Origin of the sequence: Sporolituus thermophilus DSM 23256 (assembly GCF_900102435.1) — a bacterium.
GTDB lineage: Bacteria > Bacillota > Negativicutes > Sporomusales > Thermosinaceae > Thermosinus > Thermosinus thermophilus.
Genome location: NZ_FNBU01000009.1, coordinates 67,408 through 84,520, shown reverse-complemented (window position 1 = coordinate 84,520; position 17,113 = coordinate 67,408). Strand labels below are relative to the sequence as shown.

At 48.8% G+C, this 17,113-nt stretch carries 16 protein-coding genes and 1 riboswitch; all 16 genes read right to left on the bottom strand.

Annotated features, from left to right (window positions below; translation table 11 throughout):
* Positions 1-106: 106 nt before the first annotated feature.
* Positions 107-1,159 (bottom strand): dual-specificity RNA methyltransferase RlmN, encoded by a 1,053-nt coding sequence (gene rlmN, locus BLQ99_RS07130; protein WP_093689539.1) that lies wholly within the window; start codon positions 1,157-1,159, stop codon positions 107-109.
* Between the two features lie 9 nt (positions 1,160-1,168).
* Entirely contained in the window at positions 1,169-2,497 is a 1,329-nt protein-coding gene (rsmB, locus tag BLQ99_RS07125) for a 16S rRNA (cytosine(967)-C(5))-methyltransferase RsmB (protein WP_093689537.1), read from the bottom strand.
* A gap of 9 nt (positions 2,498-2,506) precedes the next feature.
* Positions 2,507-3,268, bottom strand: coding sequence for a DUF116 domain-containing protein (locus BLQ99_RS07120; protein WP_093689535.1), 762 nt, complete (start codon positions 3,266-3,268; stop codon positions 2,507-2,509).
* 11 nt (positions 3,269-3,279) lie between these two features.
* Positions 3,280-4,221, bottom strand: coding sequence for a methionyl-tRNA formyltransferase (gene fmt / locus BLQ99_RS07115; protein ID WP_093689533.1), 942 nt, complete (start codon positions 4,219-4,221; stop codon positions 3,280-3,282).
* Complete coding sequence (gene def / locus BLQ99_RS07110) at positions 4,221-4,685, bottom strand: peptide deformylase (RefSeq protein WP_093689531.1); 465 nt, start codon at positions 4,683-4,685, stop codon at positions 4,221-4,223. Before def ends, fmt begins: the two co-directional genes overlap by 1 nt.
* Before the next feature lie 130 nt (positions 4,686-4,815).
* Positions 4,816-7,251, bottom strand: a complete 2,436-nt coding sequence (priA, locus tag BLQ99_RS07105) for a primosomal protein N' (RefSeq protein WP_093689529.1) — start codon at positions 7,249-7,251, stop codon at positions 4,816-4,818.
* A 242-nt stretch (positions 7,252-7,493) separates the two neighbouring features.
* Positions 7,494-7,721: a heavy-metal-associated domain-containing protein gene (locus tag BLQ99_RS07100; protein WP_171904623.1), complete on the bottom strand. Its 228-nt coding sequence runs from the start codon at positions 7,719-7,721 to the stop codon at positions 7,494-7,496.
* A gap of 64 nt (positions 7,722-7,785) precedes the next feature.
* Positions 7,786-8,976: a methionine adenosyltransferase gene (metK, locus tag BLQ99_RS07095; protein WP_093689525.1), complete on the bottom strand. Its 1,191-nt coding sequence runs from the start codon at positions 8,974-8,976 to the stop codon at positions 7,786-7,788.
* Between the two features lie 56 nt (positions 8,977-9,032).
* A riboswitch (SAM riboswitch) is annotated at positions 9,033-9,134 on the bottom strand.
* Positions 9,135-9,185: 51 nt separating this feature from the next.
* Entirely contained in the window at positions 9,186-10,388 is a 1,203-nt protein-coding gene (gene coaBC / locus BLQ99_RS07090; protein ID WP_093689523.1) for a bifunctional phosphopantothenoylcysteine decarboxylase/phosphopantothenate--cysteine ligase CoaBC, read from the bottom strand.
* 9 nt (positions 10,389-10,397) lie between these two features.
* Entirely contained in the window at positions 10,398-10,604 is a 207-nt protein-coding gene (rpoZ, locus tag BLQ99_RS07085; protein ID WP_093689521.1) for a DNA-directed RNA polymerase subunit omega, read from the bottom strand.
* Positions 10,605-10,618: 14 nt separating this feature from the next.
* Positions 10,619-11,248: a guanylate kinase gene (gene gmk / locus BLQ99_RS07080; RefSeq protein WP_093689519.1), complete on the bottom strand. Its 630-nt coding sequence runs from the start codon at positions 11,246-11,248 to the stop codon at positions 10,619-10,621.
* A gap of 21 nt (positions 11,249-11,269) precedes the next feature.
* Positions 11,270-11,536 carry an extracellular matrix/biofilm regulator RemA gene (gene remA, locus BLQ99_RS07075; protein WP_093689517.1) on the bottom strand — a complete coding sequence of 89 codons (267 nt, stop codon included), beginning with the start codon at positions 11,534-11,536 and terminating at the stop codon, positions 11,270-11,272.
* Between the two features lie 54 nt (positions 11,537-11,590).
* Positions 11,591-12,463 carry a YicC/YloC family endoribonuclease gene (locus BLQ99_RS07070; protein WP_245690319.1) on the bottom strand — a complete coding sequence of 291 codons (873 nt, stop codon included), beginning with the start codon at positions 12,461-12,463 and terminating at the stop codon, positions 11,591-11,593.
* Between the two features lie 181 nt (positions 12,464-12,644).
* A complete protein-coding gene (locus BLQ99_RS07065; protein WP_093689513.1) occupies positions 12,645-13,244 on the bottom strand; it encodes a hypothetical protein in 600 nt (199 codons plus the stop codon).
* Between the two features lie 120 nt (positions 13,245-13,364).
* Entirely contained in the window at positions 13,365-14,204 is an 840-nt protein-coding gene (gene dapF, locus BLQ99_RS07060; RefSeq protein WP_093689511.1) for a diaminopimelate epimerase, read from the bottom strand.
* A 30-nt stretch (positions 14,205-14,234) separates the two neighbouring features.
* Complete coding sequence (locus tag BLQ99_RS07055) at positions 14,235-16,988, bottom strand: calcium-transporting P-type ATPase, PMR1-type (protein ID WP_093689509.1); 2,754 nt, start codon at positions 16,986-16,988, stop codon at positions 14,235-14,237.
* Positions 16,989-17,113 lie beyond the last annotated feature (125 nt).

The following is a 17,113-nucleotide window of genomic DNA, read 5'->3' as shown; positions in this document are numbered from 1 at the left end:
CTCCATAACAATTACTGTGTCTATTATACGCAATATTTCCACTTTAGTCAAAAACCGCCATTTCTATACGTTACATATTGGGCGAATAAGAAAAGCAAGGTCGTGACTACCTTGCTTCTTGTTGTGCTAAAACCTTTTTTCGCAACTGACCACAGGCGGCTTGAATATCAGCGCCCATTTCCCGCCGGACAGTGGCATTAACATTTTGCCGCAGTAAGGCTTGCTCAAATGCGGCAATCTGCTTCTCATCGGGACGCAAAAGCCCCCGTTCTGGCACAGCGTTAACAGCAATCAAGTTTACGTTAGCCAGCCGCCCGGCTAGCAGCCTGGCAAGCTCATACGCCTGCTTAAGTCCGTCGTTAACCCCTTTAATGAGCGTATATTCATAAGTGACCCGCCGTCCTGTCGTTGTCGCATAATAATCTGCTGCCGCAATAACTTCTTCAATAGGATAACGTCGGTTAATTGGCATTATTTGCGAGCGCAGTTCATTATTAGGCGCATGAAGTGACACGGCTAAAGTAATGGGTAGTCCCTCAGCAGCAAGTTTACGCATCTCCGGTACTAAGCCGCAGGTGGACAAGGTAATGTTGCGGTAGCTCAAGTTAAGACAGTATGGTTCATGACACAGGCGAATAAACCGTAAAACATTGTCATAGTTAGCTAAAGGTTCACCGGAACCCATGATAACAATAGAATTAAGGCGTGATTGCTCGTTGGACAGCAGGTTATTAACAAAAATAGCCTGCGCCAATATCTCCCCGCCACTTAAGTTACGAGCTACACCCTGCAGGGTAGAAGCACAAAAACTGCACCCCATACCACATCCTACCTGGGTGGAAACGCAAAGACTGTTGCCATAAGAATGGCGCATAAGTACTGTTTCAACTGCTGCGCCGTCGCTAAACTTCAGCAGGAACTTACTCGTTTTTCTGTCGGCGGAATGCTGCGCTGCCGTAACATATGCTGTGTCAATCGTAAAATTCTCTGCCAATAGGTCCCGCTTTTTCAGGGGCAGATTGGTCATATCGGCGAAGCAGCTTACTCCCCGGCGGTAAATCCACTCGGCGATTTGGCGCCCACGATATTTTTCCAGGCCATACTGCGCGATAAGGTCGGAAATTTCTTGGGCAAAATAGCCAAAGATATTGGTTTTCATAGTTGTCACCTATCCTCTGCGCACCATCCGGGCAATAAAAAAACCGTCTACACCGTCCGAATGCGGCCAAAGTTGTACCATCTCCTCCTGCCGGGGCACAGGTAAATAGCGTCCAGCCGGTTCAAGGATGAATTCAGGGTTTGCTGCTAGAAAACTTTTTACCACTTCTCCGTTTTCTTCCGGCTCCGTAGTACAAGTACTGTAGACTAAAATTCCCCCAGGCTTTAGACATTTGGCCGCGCTGGCCAAAATGGCGAGTTGCAGACGCGGTAAGTCGGTTAACATTTGTTCGTTTTTACGCCATCGTGAGTCAGGTTTGCGCCGCAAGACGCCAAGGCCGGAACAGGGCGCATCGACCAGCACCCGGTCAGCCTGCCCGGGATATAATTCGCCAAGTTTAACGGCATCCAATAATTGCGTCTCAATAATGGAAATGCCTAAACGGACGGCGTTATCACGCATCAAAGCCAGCTTATGCTCATAAATATCCGTCGCCAGCACCTTTCCCTTATTTTCCATAAGAGCGGCGATATGGGTACTCTTACCGCCCGGAGCGCCGCAAGCGTCGATTACAAAATCTCCTGGCCGCGGCGACAGTACATGGGCTACCGTCATGGAACTTTCGTCCTGAACTTGAAACAAACCGGCGCGAAGCGATGCCAACTTGCTTAAAGCCGGATACTCATGGCATAAAATTCCTTCCGGCGCCCAGGCCGAAGGTTCGCAAACCACGCCCTCGCAGGCCAGGCGGCGCAGCAGGTCGACCCGGTTTATCTTTAAGGTATTGGTTCGCAGTGTGAGAGGTGGTGTCTCGTTATTAGCCTTACACAGCCGCTCACATATAGCGGCGCCAAATCTGGCAACCCAACGCCTAACCAACCATTCAGGGTGAAAATAGCGAAGAGCAATGTATTTTTCCGGGTCCCGCTCCCTATCAGGGTAAACGACCTTGTCGGGATTTCGCCCGGCACTGCGCAAAACAGCATTTACAAATTTGACTGTCCCGGTATGACCATATTTTTTGGCTAGCTTTACAGCCTCATTGCACGCAGCGGAAACCGGGATCCGCGACAAAAAAAAGATCTGATAAATCCCCATACGCAAAATATTGCGGATTACCGGGTGAATCTTGTCCAGCGGGCGGCTGCTATAGTGGCTCAAAATCCAATCAAGAGTTGCGCCTGCTTTTATCGTGCCATAAACCAGTTCGGTAATGAAGCGCCGATCCCGGTCAGTAAGGTCCCTCTGGCTAATTTCCTGCGCCAGGGCAATATTTGCATAAGCACCATCGATATCCACACTGTTGATAACTTTTAGCGCCACTTCTCTCGCGTTCACATTAATCCCCTATTTCAAAAAATCCTGCAAAGCTTGTTCCACGACTTCCAGATTAACCCGTGTGTTGCAACATGGACCGCATGGGCGTTCATTAAGAACGCCGATTACCGGAAGGGGAAAGACATCCTGGATCCCGCTCGTCAGATCCCGTTCACAGGCGATAGCCAAAACCGCTTGGGGGCGAAGAGTTTTAATTATTTTTCGGGCCAGCGTACCGCCAGTGACGACAGCGAGATGAACCCCATACCGGCGGGACAAGTTAAGCAGATCACCGACTTGACAGGCGCCGCAGGCACGGCAATTGGCAACATCGCGCGTGATTTTATGAGGACAAGCCTCCTGCTGGATACAGTGAGGCGTAAGAATAAGTAACTGTTCCGGTTGTACTTTGACCGCCTTTTTACGGACCAGATGATTGCTAACCTCGATGAAAGACCGCTCTACCCGTTCCTTATTGATGTCAAACAACCGTCCAATAGATGTCGCCAACGGAAAGAGAAGATTGATGGCTGACCAAGCCAGTCCCTGAAAAATTCCGGGAGTAGATACACCCAAGATAGCCAAAATAATACCCGTTACCCCTACGGTAATAGCCAAAACAATACCGGCTAGCAAAATCCCTAATATAAGCGGCAGATAGGCGCTAATATTTGCCAGACCGGGAAAGCTGACTTTCCATAAACCATATGTAGAAAGGGTCGCTAACCCCAAACTGGTAATGGCAAGAGTTAAAAATAACCGTTTTTTAGGACGGGGCACTGCCTGAATCATTACATACACCTCTATCCTAAAATGTCGCCCGCACAAAGGCTATATCCCCGTGCGTACTCGCAGGCCTGCATCCGTTTCTTACTTTCCGGTTGAACTTCCGTGAGCTGAATAAGACCTTGACCGGTCGCAACTACGATCCCGTCATGGCACACGTCAACCACCGTACCTGGCGAAACAGACCGGGCATGACCGTCGATAATCCGTGTACGCCAAACTTTAAGCGTTTTACCGCCGTGCATCGTATATGCCCCGGGCCAGGGGTTAAGACCGCGAACCAGATTATGGACATTTATGGCCGACCGGTACCAGTCCACCTGTTCAATATCCCTGGTTAGCAGCGGAGCATAACTGGCCGCGCCGTTATCCTGCGGTATCCGGGGAGCATTGCCAGCCACCAGCAGTTCTAGCGACCGGACTAACAATTCAGCTCCCATCCATTTTAACCGATCGTGCAGCTCTCCTGTCGTTTCGTCCGGCCCGATAGGAGTTTCAGCTTTTAATATCATGTCCCCCGTATCCATTCCAATATCCATCTGCATGATAGTAACGCCTGTTTTCGTTTCACCGTTTATGATTGCCCAGTGAATAGGGGCTGCACCCCGGTATTGGGGCAGTAAAGAAGCGTGAACATTAATGCAACCAAGCGGAGGCAGATCGAGCAACCCTTTCGGGAGAAACTGGCCGAAAGCCACGACAACGATAACGTCTGGCCGGATTTGGATCATCCTGTCAATAAAGGCCGGATCTTTAATTTTTTCCGGTTGTAAAACGGTTAGTCCCTGGCGGGTGGCAAACTCTTTGACCGGCGAAGCTGCCAGCCGCTGTCCCCGTCCTTTGGGACGGTCCGGCTGAGTGACAACGGCAACTATGTCGTGCTTAGCAGCCAGCAGCTTTTCGAGTGTCGGCACGGCAAAATCAGGAGTACCCATAAATACAACGCGCAGCTTCCCCATTACTCCTGTCCTTGCCCCTTGTATAATGTTTTTGCTTTTTCAATAAACAGCACGCCATCAAGGTGGTCAATCTCATGCTGCAGTGCCCGCGCCAGCAAACCGGTGCCAGTAATGCGCACTTTTTTCCCTGAACGCTCCAATCCCTCGACAACTACCTGGGCATATCTTTCCACTTCACCGTATACCCCCGGAACGCTGAGACAGCCCTCGGTATTTGTTTCGCTGCCTTCTGCTGCAACAATCACAGGATTAATTAATTCGATAAGCCCGTCACCGACATCGATAACAATAATTCGTAACGAGGCACCTACCTGCGGCGCTGCCAATCCCACTCCTTCTGCAGCATACATGGTCTGGGCCATATCATCCAGTAATTGTTTGACTTTGCGGTCAATTTTACCCACCGGCGCGGCTTTTTCTTTTAGAACTTTATCGCCGGCTTTTTTTATCTCTAGGACTGACATGCGTACCTCCTTAATCGGTATTTACTTATGTCCAATTCTAACATAAAAAATGGAAAAACGCTATCCACCGTTCGTGACACGATCGTAATACTAAATTGCCCGAAAAACAGCATCATAATAATCCACCCACCTACAATAGGTTAAGTGGATCAATATCGAGAATAACGTCGCGTCGTGAAGCAATTCCCATACTAGCAAGCGTTTCCTTAACTTCCGCCATCGTATTACTTTTGACTAAAATATTCATGCGGAAAATATCTTCAATCTTGGCAATTGGAGCAGGAAACGGGCCTACCACTTGCGTTTTCCCAATACTACCAAGCGACCGTTTCAATTCATCGGCCAAATTTTGCGCCTGGCGACAAACAAGCGTTTCCTCAGTCCCGTGTACAGTTAATTTTATTAATCCTCCAAAAGGAGGATAATACAGTTGACGGCGATACGCGGCTTCAATATTATAAAAAGCTTGGTAATCGTGGGCGGCGCCGGCTTTAATTGCATAGTGTTCGGGATTATACGTCTGGACGACGACATGCCCCGGCCGGCTGCCCCGCCCTGCCCTGCCGGCCGCCTGCGTTATTAGGGAAAACGTCTTTTCCGCGGCGCGAAAATCTGGAAGATTCAATGATGTATCAGCGGCAATAATGCCAACAGCCGTTACGTTTGGGATATCAATTCCTTTTGCGACCATTTGTGTCCCTAGCAGTATATCGTATTCTCCCCGCGAAAATGCAGAGAGTATGCGTTCATGCGCCATCTTGCCGGTCGTGGTATCCTGATCCATCCTTACCACCCGGGCTTCGGGAAAAAGCTCGGCCAGTTCTTCTTCTACCTTCTGCGTGCCCGTTCCAAAATAGCGAATATAGCGGCTGCCGCAAGCCGGGCAAAGATTGGGCGCCTGCCGCGTCTTTTGGCAATAATGACACCTAATTGTTTTATCCGTGGCGTGATAAACAAGCGAAACGTCACAGTGCTCACATCGCAAGACATAACCGCATTCCCGGCATAACACAAACGTGGCATAGCCCCTGCGGTTCAGTAAAATAATAGCTTGTCCTCCTTCACGACGGGTCTGCGTTAGCAGTTCGCGTAGTGGCTGAGAAATTACCCCCCGGCGCCCGGCCGCCAGCTCCTCACGCATGTCTACCACCGTCACCGCTGGCAAGACCTGGCCATCTACACGCTCAGACAAGGTTAGCAAAATGTGCTTGCCCGAAAGGGCTTGATAGTAACTTTCTAATGACGGAGTCGCACTGCCAAGCACTACCGGCGCTCCTGCCTGTCTCGCCCGGGTAAGGGCCACCTCACGTGTATGATAACGGGGACTTTCTTCCTGTTTATATGTAAACTCGTGTTCTTCGTCCAATATAATAAGGCCAATTTTTGCACAAGGGGCAAACACGGCAGAGCGAGCGCCAATCACTATACCCGCTTCGCCGGACCGGATTCGTTGCCAGGCATCGTGACGCTCGCCTGCTGACAGGCGGCTGTGAACCACGACTACGTCTTCCCCAAACCGCTCTTTAAACCGGGAAACGGTCTGGCCTGTCAGGGCAATTTCCGGCACCATCATAATAACCTGCCGACCCTGCTGTCTTGCCGCCGCTGCTGCCTCAATATATACTTGCGTTTTGCCGCTCCCGGTTACGCCATGAATAAGAAAAGACTTATACTCTCTTGAAGCAATAGCTGCTATGATTTGGGCAACGGCCTGGCGCTGCTCGTTCGTCAATGCAAATCGAGCTCCCTGCGGCGGCGTCCCGCGATACAATTGTGCATAACTATTTCGCATCACCCGCCGCCGTTCACTGCGGACTAAGCCGGCTGCAATAAGACGTTTAACTGTATCCGCACTGATCCGGTGCTGTTTTAGGCAAGTTGGTGTTAGTTCTGACTCTTCCAGTAGGACTGCCAGCAGCCGCTGTTGCGCTGGTTTGCCTGTTAGGCGGTCAAGAGCTTTCGCGGCTTCTTGACGGCTTACTGCAAGCATCAGCCGCTGCTCAAACCGCGGTCGGAACTTCGATGTACTCGTTGCTGCCCGTTCGACCAAATTCAACCGCTCCAATTTACGGAGAACATTTAACACGCTCGGGCCAAATTCTGTAACAAGTTGTTTTTGGGTAGTCAGGCCCTTTACACGTAAATGATTAAGCACCTCGCGCATTTCGTCTGAAATTTGGCGAGGAAAGAAAAATTCTGGTTCGCTCTCTTTTTCGTTCAAACGATATGCGGTATGACTTTTTAATTCTCCTCTTCCGGGCACAAACAGGCGCAAAGCTTCGGCGAGCGGACACAAATAGTAATTGCTCATCCACTCGGCCGTTTGCAGCATATTTTCATCAAACCATGGCTCATTGTCCAACACGCTCAATAAGGGCTTTAACCCTTCTGCCTCGGCCTGCTCTTTGACGGCAACAACAAAGCCTTCGGCCTCGCGTTGGCCAAAAGGCACCCGCACACGCCATCCCCTGCCGACAAACGCCAATTCCGGCGGAACCAGATAAGAAAAGGTGGCAGCGATAGTCCGTACCGGAATATTGATGGCCACTTCCGCAATGCGCCCCATTTTCTTCACCTCATAAAAAAGAAGAGTACTGTTTGCAGCAAACAGTACATCTTACTTCGCTGTTCGGTATAATCTAGATAATTCTAGCTTAGGCCGGAAATACCTGCTACCGGTCATCATTTTGTTCATAACCGGCCAGGAACTCATCTAACTCAAAACACGTATCCATAGGCTGACGTTTAAAAAAACGTTTCAAGCGACGCTTTCCCAGCGGCGTAAAACGGTACCGCATAATAAATAGCCTACCTGCGGATGGAATATCCGAGCGTCTGCAAAGTTTCTTCAATATAGCCGCTGGCGATTATATTAGCGTCATACTCAACCGTAACTTGTCTGGTATTTAGATTAACATCGACATCGGTAATCCCGTCAAGATGGCTTAAGGTGTGCTCAATGCGGTCACGGCAATGATCACCCTTAAGACCGCCAATCGAATATACCGACTTCTTGATTGTTTTTGAAACAGGCACTGCAATACTAACCCCCTTTGGCTTATCTCTATGATGTTAGTATTGCCAGTACCAGCGGTTAAAATTAAAGATTTGCTTCCCGCCGTAAAATTTCCGCTTTATCGGTTCGCTCCCACGGAAGGTCAATATCCGTTCGGCCAAAATGTCCGTAAGCTGCTGTCTGGCGGTAGATAGGACGACGTAAGTTCAGGCTTTTGATGATACCGGCCGGACGGAGGTCAAAATGCTTTTGAATAAGTTCGACAATGCGGCTTTCGGGAATTTTAGCGGTACCAAAAGTCTCAACCATAATCGATACCGGGCGGGCAATACCGATTGCGTAGGCTAACTGAATTTCACACTTATCGGCCAAGCCGGCGGCTACAACATTTTTGGCCACATAGCGAGCGGCATAAGCTGCTGACCGGTCGACTTTAGTGGGGTCTTTGCCGGAAAAAGCGCCGCCGCCGTGACGGGCCATGCCGCCATAGGTATCGACAATAATTTTGCGCCCAGTCAGGCCGGCATCTCCCTGCGGCCCACCAACGACAAAACGGCCGGTAGGATTAATATAATATTTGGTTTGAGCATCTAGCATATCTCCGGGGACAACGGGAGTAATAACTTTGGCGATGATATCTTTTTCAATGGTGGCAAGATCCACGTCAGGGCTGTGTTGAGCCGAAACGACAATGGTATCCACACGAACCGGCTTGCCATCCATATACTCTACTGTCACCTGGGTTTTTCCATCAGGACGCAGGTAAGCAAGTTCACCGTTTTTACGAACTTCGGCCAGCCGGCGGGCCAAACGGTGAGCTAAGGCAATAGGCAATGGCATGAATTCGGGGGTCTCATTAGTTGCATAGCCGAACATCATGCCTTGGTCACCGGCACCGATTGCCTCGAATTCATCCATCTCGCCGCGTTTAGCTTCCAGCGCTTTATTTACGCCCATCGCGATATCCGGCGACTGCTCGTCAATTGATGTCATCACACCACAGGTATCACCGTCAAAACCGAATTTTGCACGGGTATACCCAATCTCTTTGATGGTCTCCCGCACAATCTTCGGAATATCGACATAGCAAGACGTTGTAATTTCTCCTACCACGTGGACAAGGCCGGTTGTTACTAAAGTTTCACAAGCGACACGGGCCATGGGGTCTTGGGCAAGGATTGCGTCGAGAATACTGTCAGAAATTTGATCGGCAATTTTGTCCGGATGCCCTTCGGTAACCGATTCCGAAGTAAATAATACCCGTTTTTTTTCCATTTGTGCACCTCCTAATCAATAAAAAAACTCCCATAAGGGAGGCTTTGGTCGTATACTCCCCATCTCGCGCCATGCGCCGGAATTGGCACCGTTTTGGACTTGCCAAATGGTTGCCGCGGTTTCATCGGGCCAGTCCCTCCACCAACTCTTGATGAGTATAGTATATGTAATTTTCACCAAAGCAATTTTAAAGTAAAACAAGAAAAAAATCAACCTCTTTTTGTCAATAAATCGCAAATTCTGTCAAGAACAATTTCCGCAACACGCTTTTTTGGCATTTGTTCTAGTTCTTCAACACTACCATCACGGTAAATAAGCTTAACAATATTAGTGTCGGCGTTAAAACCCGCACCCGGGAGCGTAACATCATTAGCTACTATCATATCAAGATTTTTCTTGGCCAACTTTTCCTGGGCATTACCAAGCAAGTCCTGCGTTTCAGCGGCGAACCCCACCAGGATCTGGTGGCGCTTCAACGCTCCCAACTCCCGTAAAATATCCGGGTTTTTTTCCAAAACAAGAGTAAGCGTCTCCCCGGTTTTTTTGATTTTATGCTCAGCTATTTCTTTAGGCCGATAATCGGCCACAGCCGCCGCCTTAATCACTACATCACAGGCAGCATATTCGGCCAACACGGCCTGCCGCATCTCTTCCGCTGTTTCCACCATTTTTACTAAAACACCCCGTGGCGGGTTTAATCCGGTGGAGCCGGAGACGAGAATAACCTCCGCGCCGCGGAGCGCCGCTGCTTCGGCGATTGCATAGCCCATTTTGCCACTCGACCGGTTGCCTAAATAACGCACTGGATCGAGCGGTTCCCGCGTACCGCCGGCAGTAACCAAAATTCGCTTTCCGGCCAGTACACCGTGCGGCCGGAGCAGTTCATCCACTTTGGCAACAATTATCTCCGGCTCGGGCAAACGTCCGGGACCTTCCACCCCGCAGGCCAGCATGCCTGTTGCGGGTTCAATAATGTGATAGCCCAATCCAGCCAGTTTTTGCAAATTTTGCTGGACAATAGGATTTAGATACATATTGCTATTCATGGCTGGCGCCAGTACTATCGGCGCTTTGGTAGCCATCACAGTCGTTGAAAGCATATCATCGGCAATACCGTTGGCAATTTTGCCAATAATGTTGGCAGTTGCAGGGGCTATTAAAAATAAATCGGCCAAAGTGGCCAATGCAATATGCTGAACATTCCAGTTTTTCGGTTCTTCCCACATATCAACAACTACCGGATTACCGCTTATCTCCCGAAAAGTAAGGGGTGTAACAAATTCAGTAGCCGACTTGGTCATAATAACATGAACAGAACTCCCGGCTTTCCGCAAACGGCTGACTATTTCCACACTTTTATAAGCGGCAATGCCGCCGCTAACGCCCAGGACAATATTTTTGCCCTTCATCACGGTGGCCTCCTACTTAATACCTGTCTTGGTACGTTCATAAGTAATTTTGCCTTGGGCAACCTCTTCCAAGGCTATGGTAACGGGTTTATTCGATTTGCTTTCCACAAGCGGAGGCTCACCATTCATAATTTCCCGGGCCCGCTTTGCTGCAAGAACGACTAATGTATATTTACTGTCAACTTTATCAATTAAAACGTCTAAGGATGGACGAATCAACCAGACTCCCTCCTTTAAAGTTTTAGTACGTTCCGTGAAGTTTGACAAATGCTGTCAATCAAGCCATTGTTGCGCTCCACCCGGCATTTTTCCGCCGTAATAATTGCGGCTATTTTGTGTACTGCACGCTCCACTTCGTCGTTCACAACCAAATAATGGTAGTTATAAGCGCAGCTTAATTCACTCGTTACACAGCTTAACCGTTGTTTAATCGCTTCAGCACTGTCAGTCCCTCGTTTATGAATGCGATCCGCCAGTTCGTCCAAAGAGGGCGGCAAGATATATATGAATACCCCCTGGGGAAACTTCTTTTTAATCTGCAACGCGCCCTGGATATCGATCTCCAACAAAACATCCTTGCCACCATTTAGTAAATCCATTACATATTGCCGCGGTGTTCCATAAAAGTTCCCGTACACTTCGGCCCATTCAAGCAGCTCATCGTTTTCAATCATGGCTTGAAATTTTTCGCGAGATACAAACCAATAGTTAACCCCGTTCACCTCCCCGGTACGGGGTGAGCGGGTGGTGGCTGAGATTGAGTAATATAAATTAGGATCATTACGCAGCAATTCCCGGCAAATCGTCCCTTTACCTGTCCCGGACGGCCCGGAAAGCACAATTAAGATCCCTTGCTGCGCCATTTGCGAGTCTCCTTTCAGTGTCTATTCCGCCGTATCATCGCTTGTATCCTTGCTGGCCAAACGATGGGCAACCGTTTCGGGCTGAACAGCTGAGAGAATGACGTGATCACTATCGGCGATAATAACGGCGCGAGTACGGCGGCCATAAGTCGCGTCAATTAACATCCCTCTGTCACGGGCTTCTTGAATAATTCGTTTGATGGGAGCCGATTCGGGGCTAACAATGCTAACAATACGGTTAGCCGATACGATATTGCCAAAACCAATATTAATAAGTTTAATCTCCATAATAAATTCCCCCTAATAAAATTCTGGCTGCGCTTCACATTTTATTACTCTATATTACTCTATGTTTTGGATTTGCTCTCTGACCTTCTCAATCTCACTTTTAATTTCAACAACAATGTTCGCAACAGCGAAATCGTTGGCCTTGGAGGCAATGGTATTGGTTTCGCGGTTGATCTCCTGCACGATAAAGTCCAACTTTCTTCCTACAGCCTCATCAGCGTCCAGAGTGGAACGAAACTGGGCAAGATGGCTCTTTAGCCGTACCAGTTCTTCCGCAATATTAGTCCGGTCGGCAAAACAAGCCACCTCTTGGAGCAACCGCGTCTCGTCAGGCTCGGCCCCTATAGCAGTCAAGGCATCGCGCATGCGTGCCAGCAGTTTGGCGCGATATTCTTCCAGCACTACCGGCATCCGCTCTTCAAGCTGCTGAACATAACTCTCTATTTTGGCAATTCGCGTTGTCAAATCAGCTTGTATGTTGGCGCCCTCGGCCAAACGCATAGCGAGGAGATTGCCGATAGCTGCATCCATTGCTTCCGCTAATTTGGGCCATAACTTCAGGACATCTTGCTCTTTTTCTTCCACTTTCAGAACATCAGGAAACCTTGCAATAAGCGACGTAAAATCCACGGCCGAGCTGTTCAATAACCCCGCTAATTCTCTCATTGCATTATGGTAAGCCATTGCCAATTCTTTGTCAACCCTAACCATCCGTTGCTGCTCGCCAAATTCTTCCATGGCAATATATATATCAACGCGGCCTCGGGACAACGCTTGGGCAATGCTACGGCGAATTTTGTCCTCCAAAGCCCCCAGATTTTTCGGCGCCCGGATTCCAATTTCGGTATAACGATGATTTACAGCTTTAATTTCGACGGTAAAACGATGATTGCTGTCGATATATTCCCCGCGACCAAATCCAGTCATACTTTTGAGCACCAGATGATGCACCTTCCTTCGCGTTGTTATTATTGACGGCAAAAAATATATTTAAACCATGATTTTTTAAAATTACTTCGCCTTACTTCCTATAATTCCTTTTTTCGCCGGAAAAAAGCAATAGAAAAAGGAGGGGCTTTTGCCCTCCGTACAGTACCTAATTCATTTTTTACTTAATGTTTGGTAAATCAAAATAAAAGCTGTGTTTTTTCTGGTCATACGCTGTAACAACCAATATAGCCGGCTTGTTCGCATCTATATTCCGTTCTTTAAAATAGAGATATGCTTGCACAACGTAGAGCTTTTGCGTCCCTTTGTTAACAATGACAGTAGCTTCACCAGGTATATTAATCTGATCGGCGGTAATACCCCGCCGACCTTGTTTTATAACGGCGTTTACCGTTTTTGCGAAGTCTTTACTATTGCCGACCAAGGTGACGCTGAACGCTAGAAACCCGGCGTAATCGGCCAATATCTTTTCACTGTCGCTTAGTTTTATCGGCTGAGACTTTTGGGTTTTTTCCCGCGCATCACAAGCCAAAAGCAAATACGGTGTATATAAATGTGCGCGTTCCGTCATCTCATCCAGGACAACTGCCTGCTCTTCATAGGCTGTCCAAGCAATAAGGAATTCATCTAGGGACACATGGGCTTTCTCTATCCCATATCTTTGCGCTTCTTTCATCATCACAGCATTAACAGGGGCAATAGCCAAAGCCTGATTGCACAGCAAAAACATAATCACGACAGCGGCACAAACTATCCTCATTTCGGCACCCCCTACCTCTTATATATTTATTATTATTATATTATTTTTTTGTAAAAAATTTCCTTTTAAATACCAGGTACATAGTTTAAAAAAAGGAGCCTCAAGAAGAGGCTCCGTTATCTACAAACTCAATAAGTATTCACCGCGGAATACTTCTACGGCTGGACCAGACATATAAACATGGTTATCGTTACCCCATTCGACAACTAAATCGCCACCGTCCAGGTGAATGGTAGCCATCCGGCCTGCCTTTCCGTTCAGTACGGCTGCCACCAGTGTAGCGCTTGCTCCGGTTCCGCAGGCCAAGGTAATACCCGCGCCTCGCTCCCAGACACGCATCCGCATTTCACGGTCGTTTAACACCTGAACAAACTCAACGTTTGTTTTGCGGGGAAAGATTGGATGGTTTTCGATGAGCGGCCCTATAGCCGGTAAATCAATTTCCTCAACATCGTCCACAAAAATCACGCAGTGAGGATTGCCCATCGATACACAAGTAATGTTATAAGTCCTGTCATTAACCACAAGCGGAACGTTAATAGCTTCCACGTCAGGTTCGCCTATCATAGGAATCTGTGCCCGCTTTAAGCGCGGTTCACCCATGTCAACCCGGACGGTTCGAAAAACGCCATTTTCAAAAACAAGTTCGGGCTTAATGGGGCCGGCAAGGGTCTCTAAAGTAATTTTCGTTTTGTCCGTAAGACCGTATTTATAGACATAGCGAGCGACGCAGCGAGTCACATTGCCACACATTTCCGCTTCGCTACCGTCGGAGTTAAATATGCGCATCCGAAAATCGGCCGTTTCCGAAGGTCCGACGATAACTAAACCATCGGCGCCTATCCCAAAATGACGGTCGCAGATTTTAACCGCCGCTTGGGCATAGTCCTCAATTTTCTCTTGAAAGCCGTTAACAATAACAAAGTCATTGCCTTGTCCGTGCCATTTTGTGAACTGCATTATTCTTTCCTCCTGATGCGCTCGTGGCAATTATCTATAACTTACGGCATAGCGCCGTCCAGGGCGCCGCCGCAAGAAATGCCGTAACGTGCTGAGAATAAAAGTCCAGCCGGAAACAACCAACACACATGCCCAGTCGATAAGCGATAAAGGAGCTGTTTCAAAGATACCGCGCAGGAAAGGGATATAGATTACGGCCAATTGCATGGTAATTGAACAGAAAACAGCCAATACAAGAAACTTATTGGTAAGTATGCCAATCTCATGAATGGTTAATACTTCAGAACGGCAATCAAAAACATGGAACAACTGGCAGAAGACCAATGTACTGAAGGCCATCGTACGGGCCAGCGATAAATCGCCTTTCCAATAATATACAGCGGCAAAAACCAAAACCGTGCTCAACCCAATTTGGATGCCGCGGGTAACGATTATCCAGATTAAACCGCGCGAAAAAACACTTTCGGCTGGGTGGCGGGGCGGTCGGTTCATAATATCCGGATCGCTGGGATCAACGCCTAACGCCATGGCCGGCAGGCCATCGGTAACAAGATTGACCCACAAAATTTGGACTGGTAATAGCGGGAGCGGCATTCCCGCAAGGGCGGCGATAAACATTGTAAGCACTTCACCGATATTGCATGATAAAAGATAGCGGATAAACTTGCGAATATTATCGTAAATACCCCGGCCTTCTTCTACCGCACCGACAATAGTAGCAAAATTATCATCTAACAGCACCATAGAAGAAGCTTCCTTAGATACGTCAGTTCCAGTGATCCCCATGGCGACGCCGATGTCGGCTTCCTTAATAGCAGGGGCATCGTTAACGCCATCGCCGGTCATCGCCACAATATGACCGTTTTGACGAAGGGCACGAACAATCCGCAGCTTATGGGCCGGCGATACGCGGGCATAGACCGATACCTGATTGGCTATTTTGGCTAATTGGGCGTCGCTTAAAGCGTCAAGTTCCGCCCCGGTAAGAGCTTTATCAGAATCATCCTTATACATTTGCAGTTCTTTGGCAATAGCAATTGCTGTATTGCGATGATCGCCCGTAATCATCACGGTCTTAATGCCCGCTTGTTTGCACAAAGCTATAGCTCTTTTGGCCTCTTCCCGCGGCGGATCAATCATGCCAACTAGGCCGACAAAAACAAGTTCCCTCTCTTCTGCGTCGCTGACATTTACCGCTTCAGCAGCGGAAAGGTTCCGATAAGCAACGGCCAAAACACGTAGGGCCTGGGAAGTCATGCTCTCGTTGGCCGCTGTGATGGACGCGACCAGTTCCGGCGTCAGAGGCACTTCGGTTGTACCGTTGTAATAATAGCGGCAAAGTTCCAAAACCGTATCGGGTGCACCTTTAACGTAAAGAGTGTGGTTTCCGTCAGCCGTCCGGTAGACGACAGACATCCGGCGGCGCTCCGATTCGAAAGGAATTTCCGCCGCGCGGCTTATTGCTTTTTCAACGGTTTCGCGCCAAATACCGGCTTTCGCCGCGGCAACGACAAGCGCCCCCTCGGTGGGATCGCCTTCCACCGTCCATCCCGAACTGTTTTTCCGGCGCCAGAGTCCCGTAATACTCACATTGTTCTGTTTTACCACACTATTATTGCAAAGAGCGCCAATTAATAAGCATTTTTGTAAAGAGTTATCCTTTTTGGGGTCAAATTCCTGCCCGTTTAAGAAAAATTCTCCTTTAATGTCATAACCCGTCCCAGAAACGTCGAAAAGCTTTCCTCCGGTATAAATCCGGCGAACCGTCATGGCATTTTGCGTCAGCGTACCTGTTTTATCGGAACAGATAACGGTTGTGCATCCTAACGTTTCTACGGCGGGCAGTTTGCGGACAATGGCATTGCGTTTGATCATTCGCTGTACGCCAAGGGCAAGCGAAACCGTCACTATCGCCGGCAAGCCCTCCGGAATGGCTGCGACCGCCAGGCTGATACCGGACATTAACATAAAAAACAAAGGTTCTCCTTTAAAAATGCCGGTGACCATAACCACAAAGCAAATGGCCAAACAGCCCCAGACCAGCCATCGTCCGAGATTTTCCAGACGGCGCTCCAGGGGAGTGTTCTCTTCTTCTGATGCCTGAATTAGTCCGGCAATATGTCCCATTTCTGTCCTCATACCGGTAGCGCAGACGACCGCCTTACCCCGTCCACGGGTCACACTGGTGCCAGCGTAAATCATGTTTTTTCGATCGCCCAGCGGCACGTTTTCCCCGAATTGACGATTGGCGATTTTACGAACAGGGAGCGACTCTCCCGTGAGGGCCGCCTCTTCGACTTGCAGATTATAGTCGTCGATCAGACGTCCGTCGGCGGCAATTTTGTCCCCTGCTTCCAGGACAAGAATATCTCCCGGCACCAACTCACGGGCAACAACTTGCTGAACCATGCCGTTCCGTATTACCCTGGCCGACGGGGCCGCAAGCTGCTTTAAAGCTTGCATGGACTGTTCGGCCCGGTATTCCTGGACAAAACCCAAAATGGCGTTGATGATTACAATCGCCAGGATGGTTACGGCGTCAGAGTATTCGCCCAAAAAAGCAGAAATAAGCGTCGCGGCCAAAAGTACCAAGACCATGAAATCCTGAAACTGGGCCAAAAAACATTTCCACCAGGGCTCCGCCGGCTTTTCCGCCATTTGGTTGAACCCGAATTTATTTAAGCGCGCTTTCACTTCGCTTGATGACAAACCATCGTAAGGATCAGTCTGCCAGAATGCTAACGCTTCATCTGCAGTCCGTGCATACCATTTGTCGCTATTCATATGCTAGCCACCTCGCCACATGGATTTTCTTTACCATGTTATTCCTGTGCGACAACAATTAGACCAGGTTTGACCTGCTGAAGCGCTAATGTTATACTATTGCCAAATTATGACGGAGGACGACT

What these genes read in the sequence shown, in the direction of transcription:
- priA (WP_093689529.1), bottom strand. Translation starts at nt 7,251, where the DNA reads ATGGGGCGCATTGCGGAAGTGGCCATCAATATTCCGGTACGGACTATC.
- remA (WP_093689517.1), bottom strand. Translation starts at nt 11,536, where the DNA reads ATGGAGATTAAACTTATTAATATTGGTTTTGGCAATATCGTATCGGCT.
- metK (WP_093689525.1), bottom strand. Translation starts at nt 8,976, where the DNA reads ATGGAAAAAAAACGGGTATTATTTACTTCGGAATCGGTTACCGAAGGG.
- gmk (WP_093689519.1), bottom strand. Translation starts at nt 11,248, where the DNA reads ATGGCGCAGCAAGGGATCTTAATTGTGCTTTCCGGGCCGTCCGGGACA.
- BLQ99_RS07065 (WP_093689513.1), bottom strand. Translation starts at nt 13,244, where the DNA reads ATGAGGATAGTTTGTGCCGCTGTCGTGATTATGTTTTTGCTGTGCAAT.
- BLQ99_RS07120 (WP_093689535.1), bottom strand. Translation starts at nt 3,268, where the DNA reads ATGATTCAGGCAGTGCCCCGTCCTAAAAAACGGTTATTTTTAACTCTT.
- def (WP_093689531.1), bottom strand. Translation starts at nt 4,685, where the DNA reads ATGTCAGTCCTAGAGATAAAAAAAGCCGGCGATAAAGTTCTAAAAGAA.
- BLQ99_RS07055 (WP_093689509.1), bottom strand. Translation starts at nt 16,988, where the DNA reads ATGAATAGCGACAAATGGTATGCACGGACTGCAGATGAAGCGTTAGCA.
- rlmN (WP_093689539.1), bottom strand. Translation starts at nt 1,159, where the DNA reads ATGAAAACCAATATCTTTGGCTATTTTGCCCAAGAAATTTCCGACCTT.
- fmt (WP_093689533.1), bottom strand. Translation starts at nt 4,221, where the DNA reads ATGGGGAAGCTGCGCGTTGTATTTATGGGTACTCCTGATTTTGCCGTG.
- BLQ99_RS07070 (WP_245690319.1), bottom strand. Translation starts at nt 12,463, where the DNA reads ATGACTGGATTTGGTCGCGGGGAATATATCGACAGCAATCATCGTTTT.
- dapF (WP_093689511.1), bottom strand. Translation starts at nt 14,204, where the DNA reads ATGCAGTTCACAAAATGGCACGGACAAGGCAATGACTTTGTTATTGTT.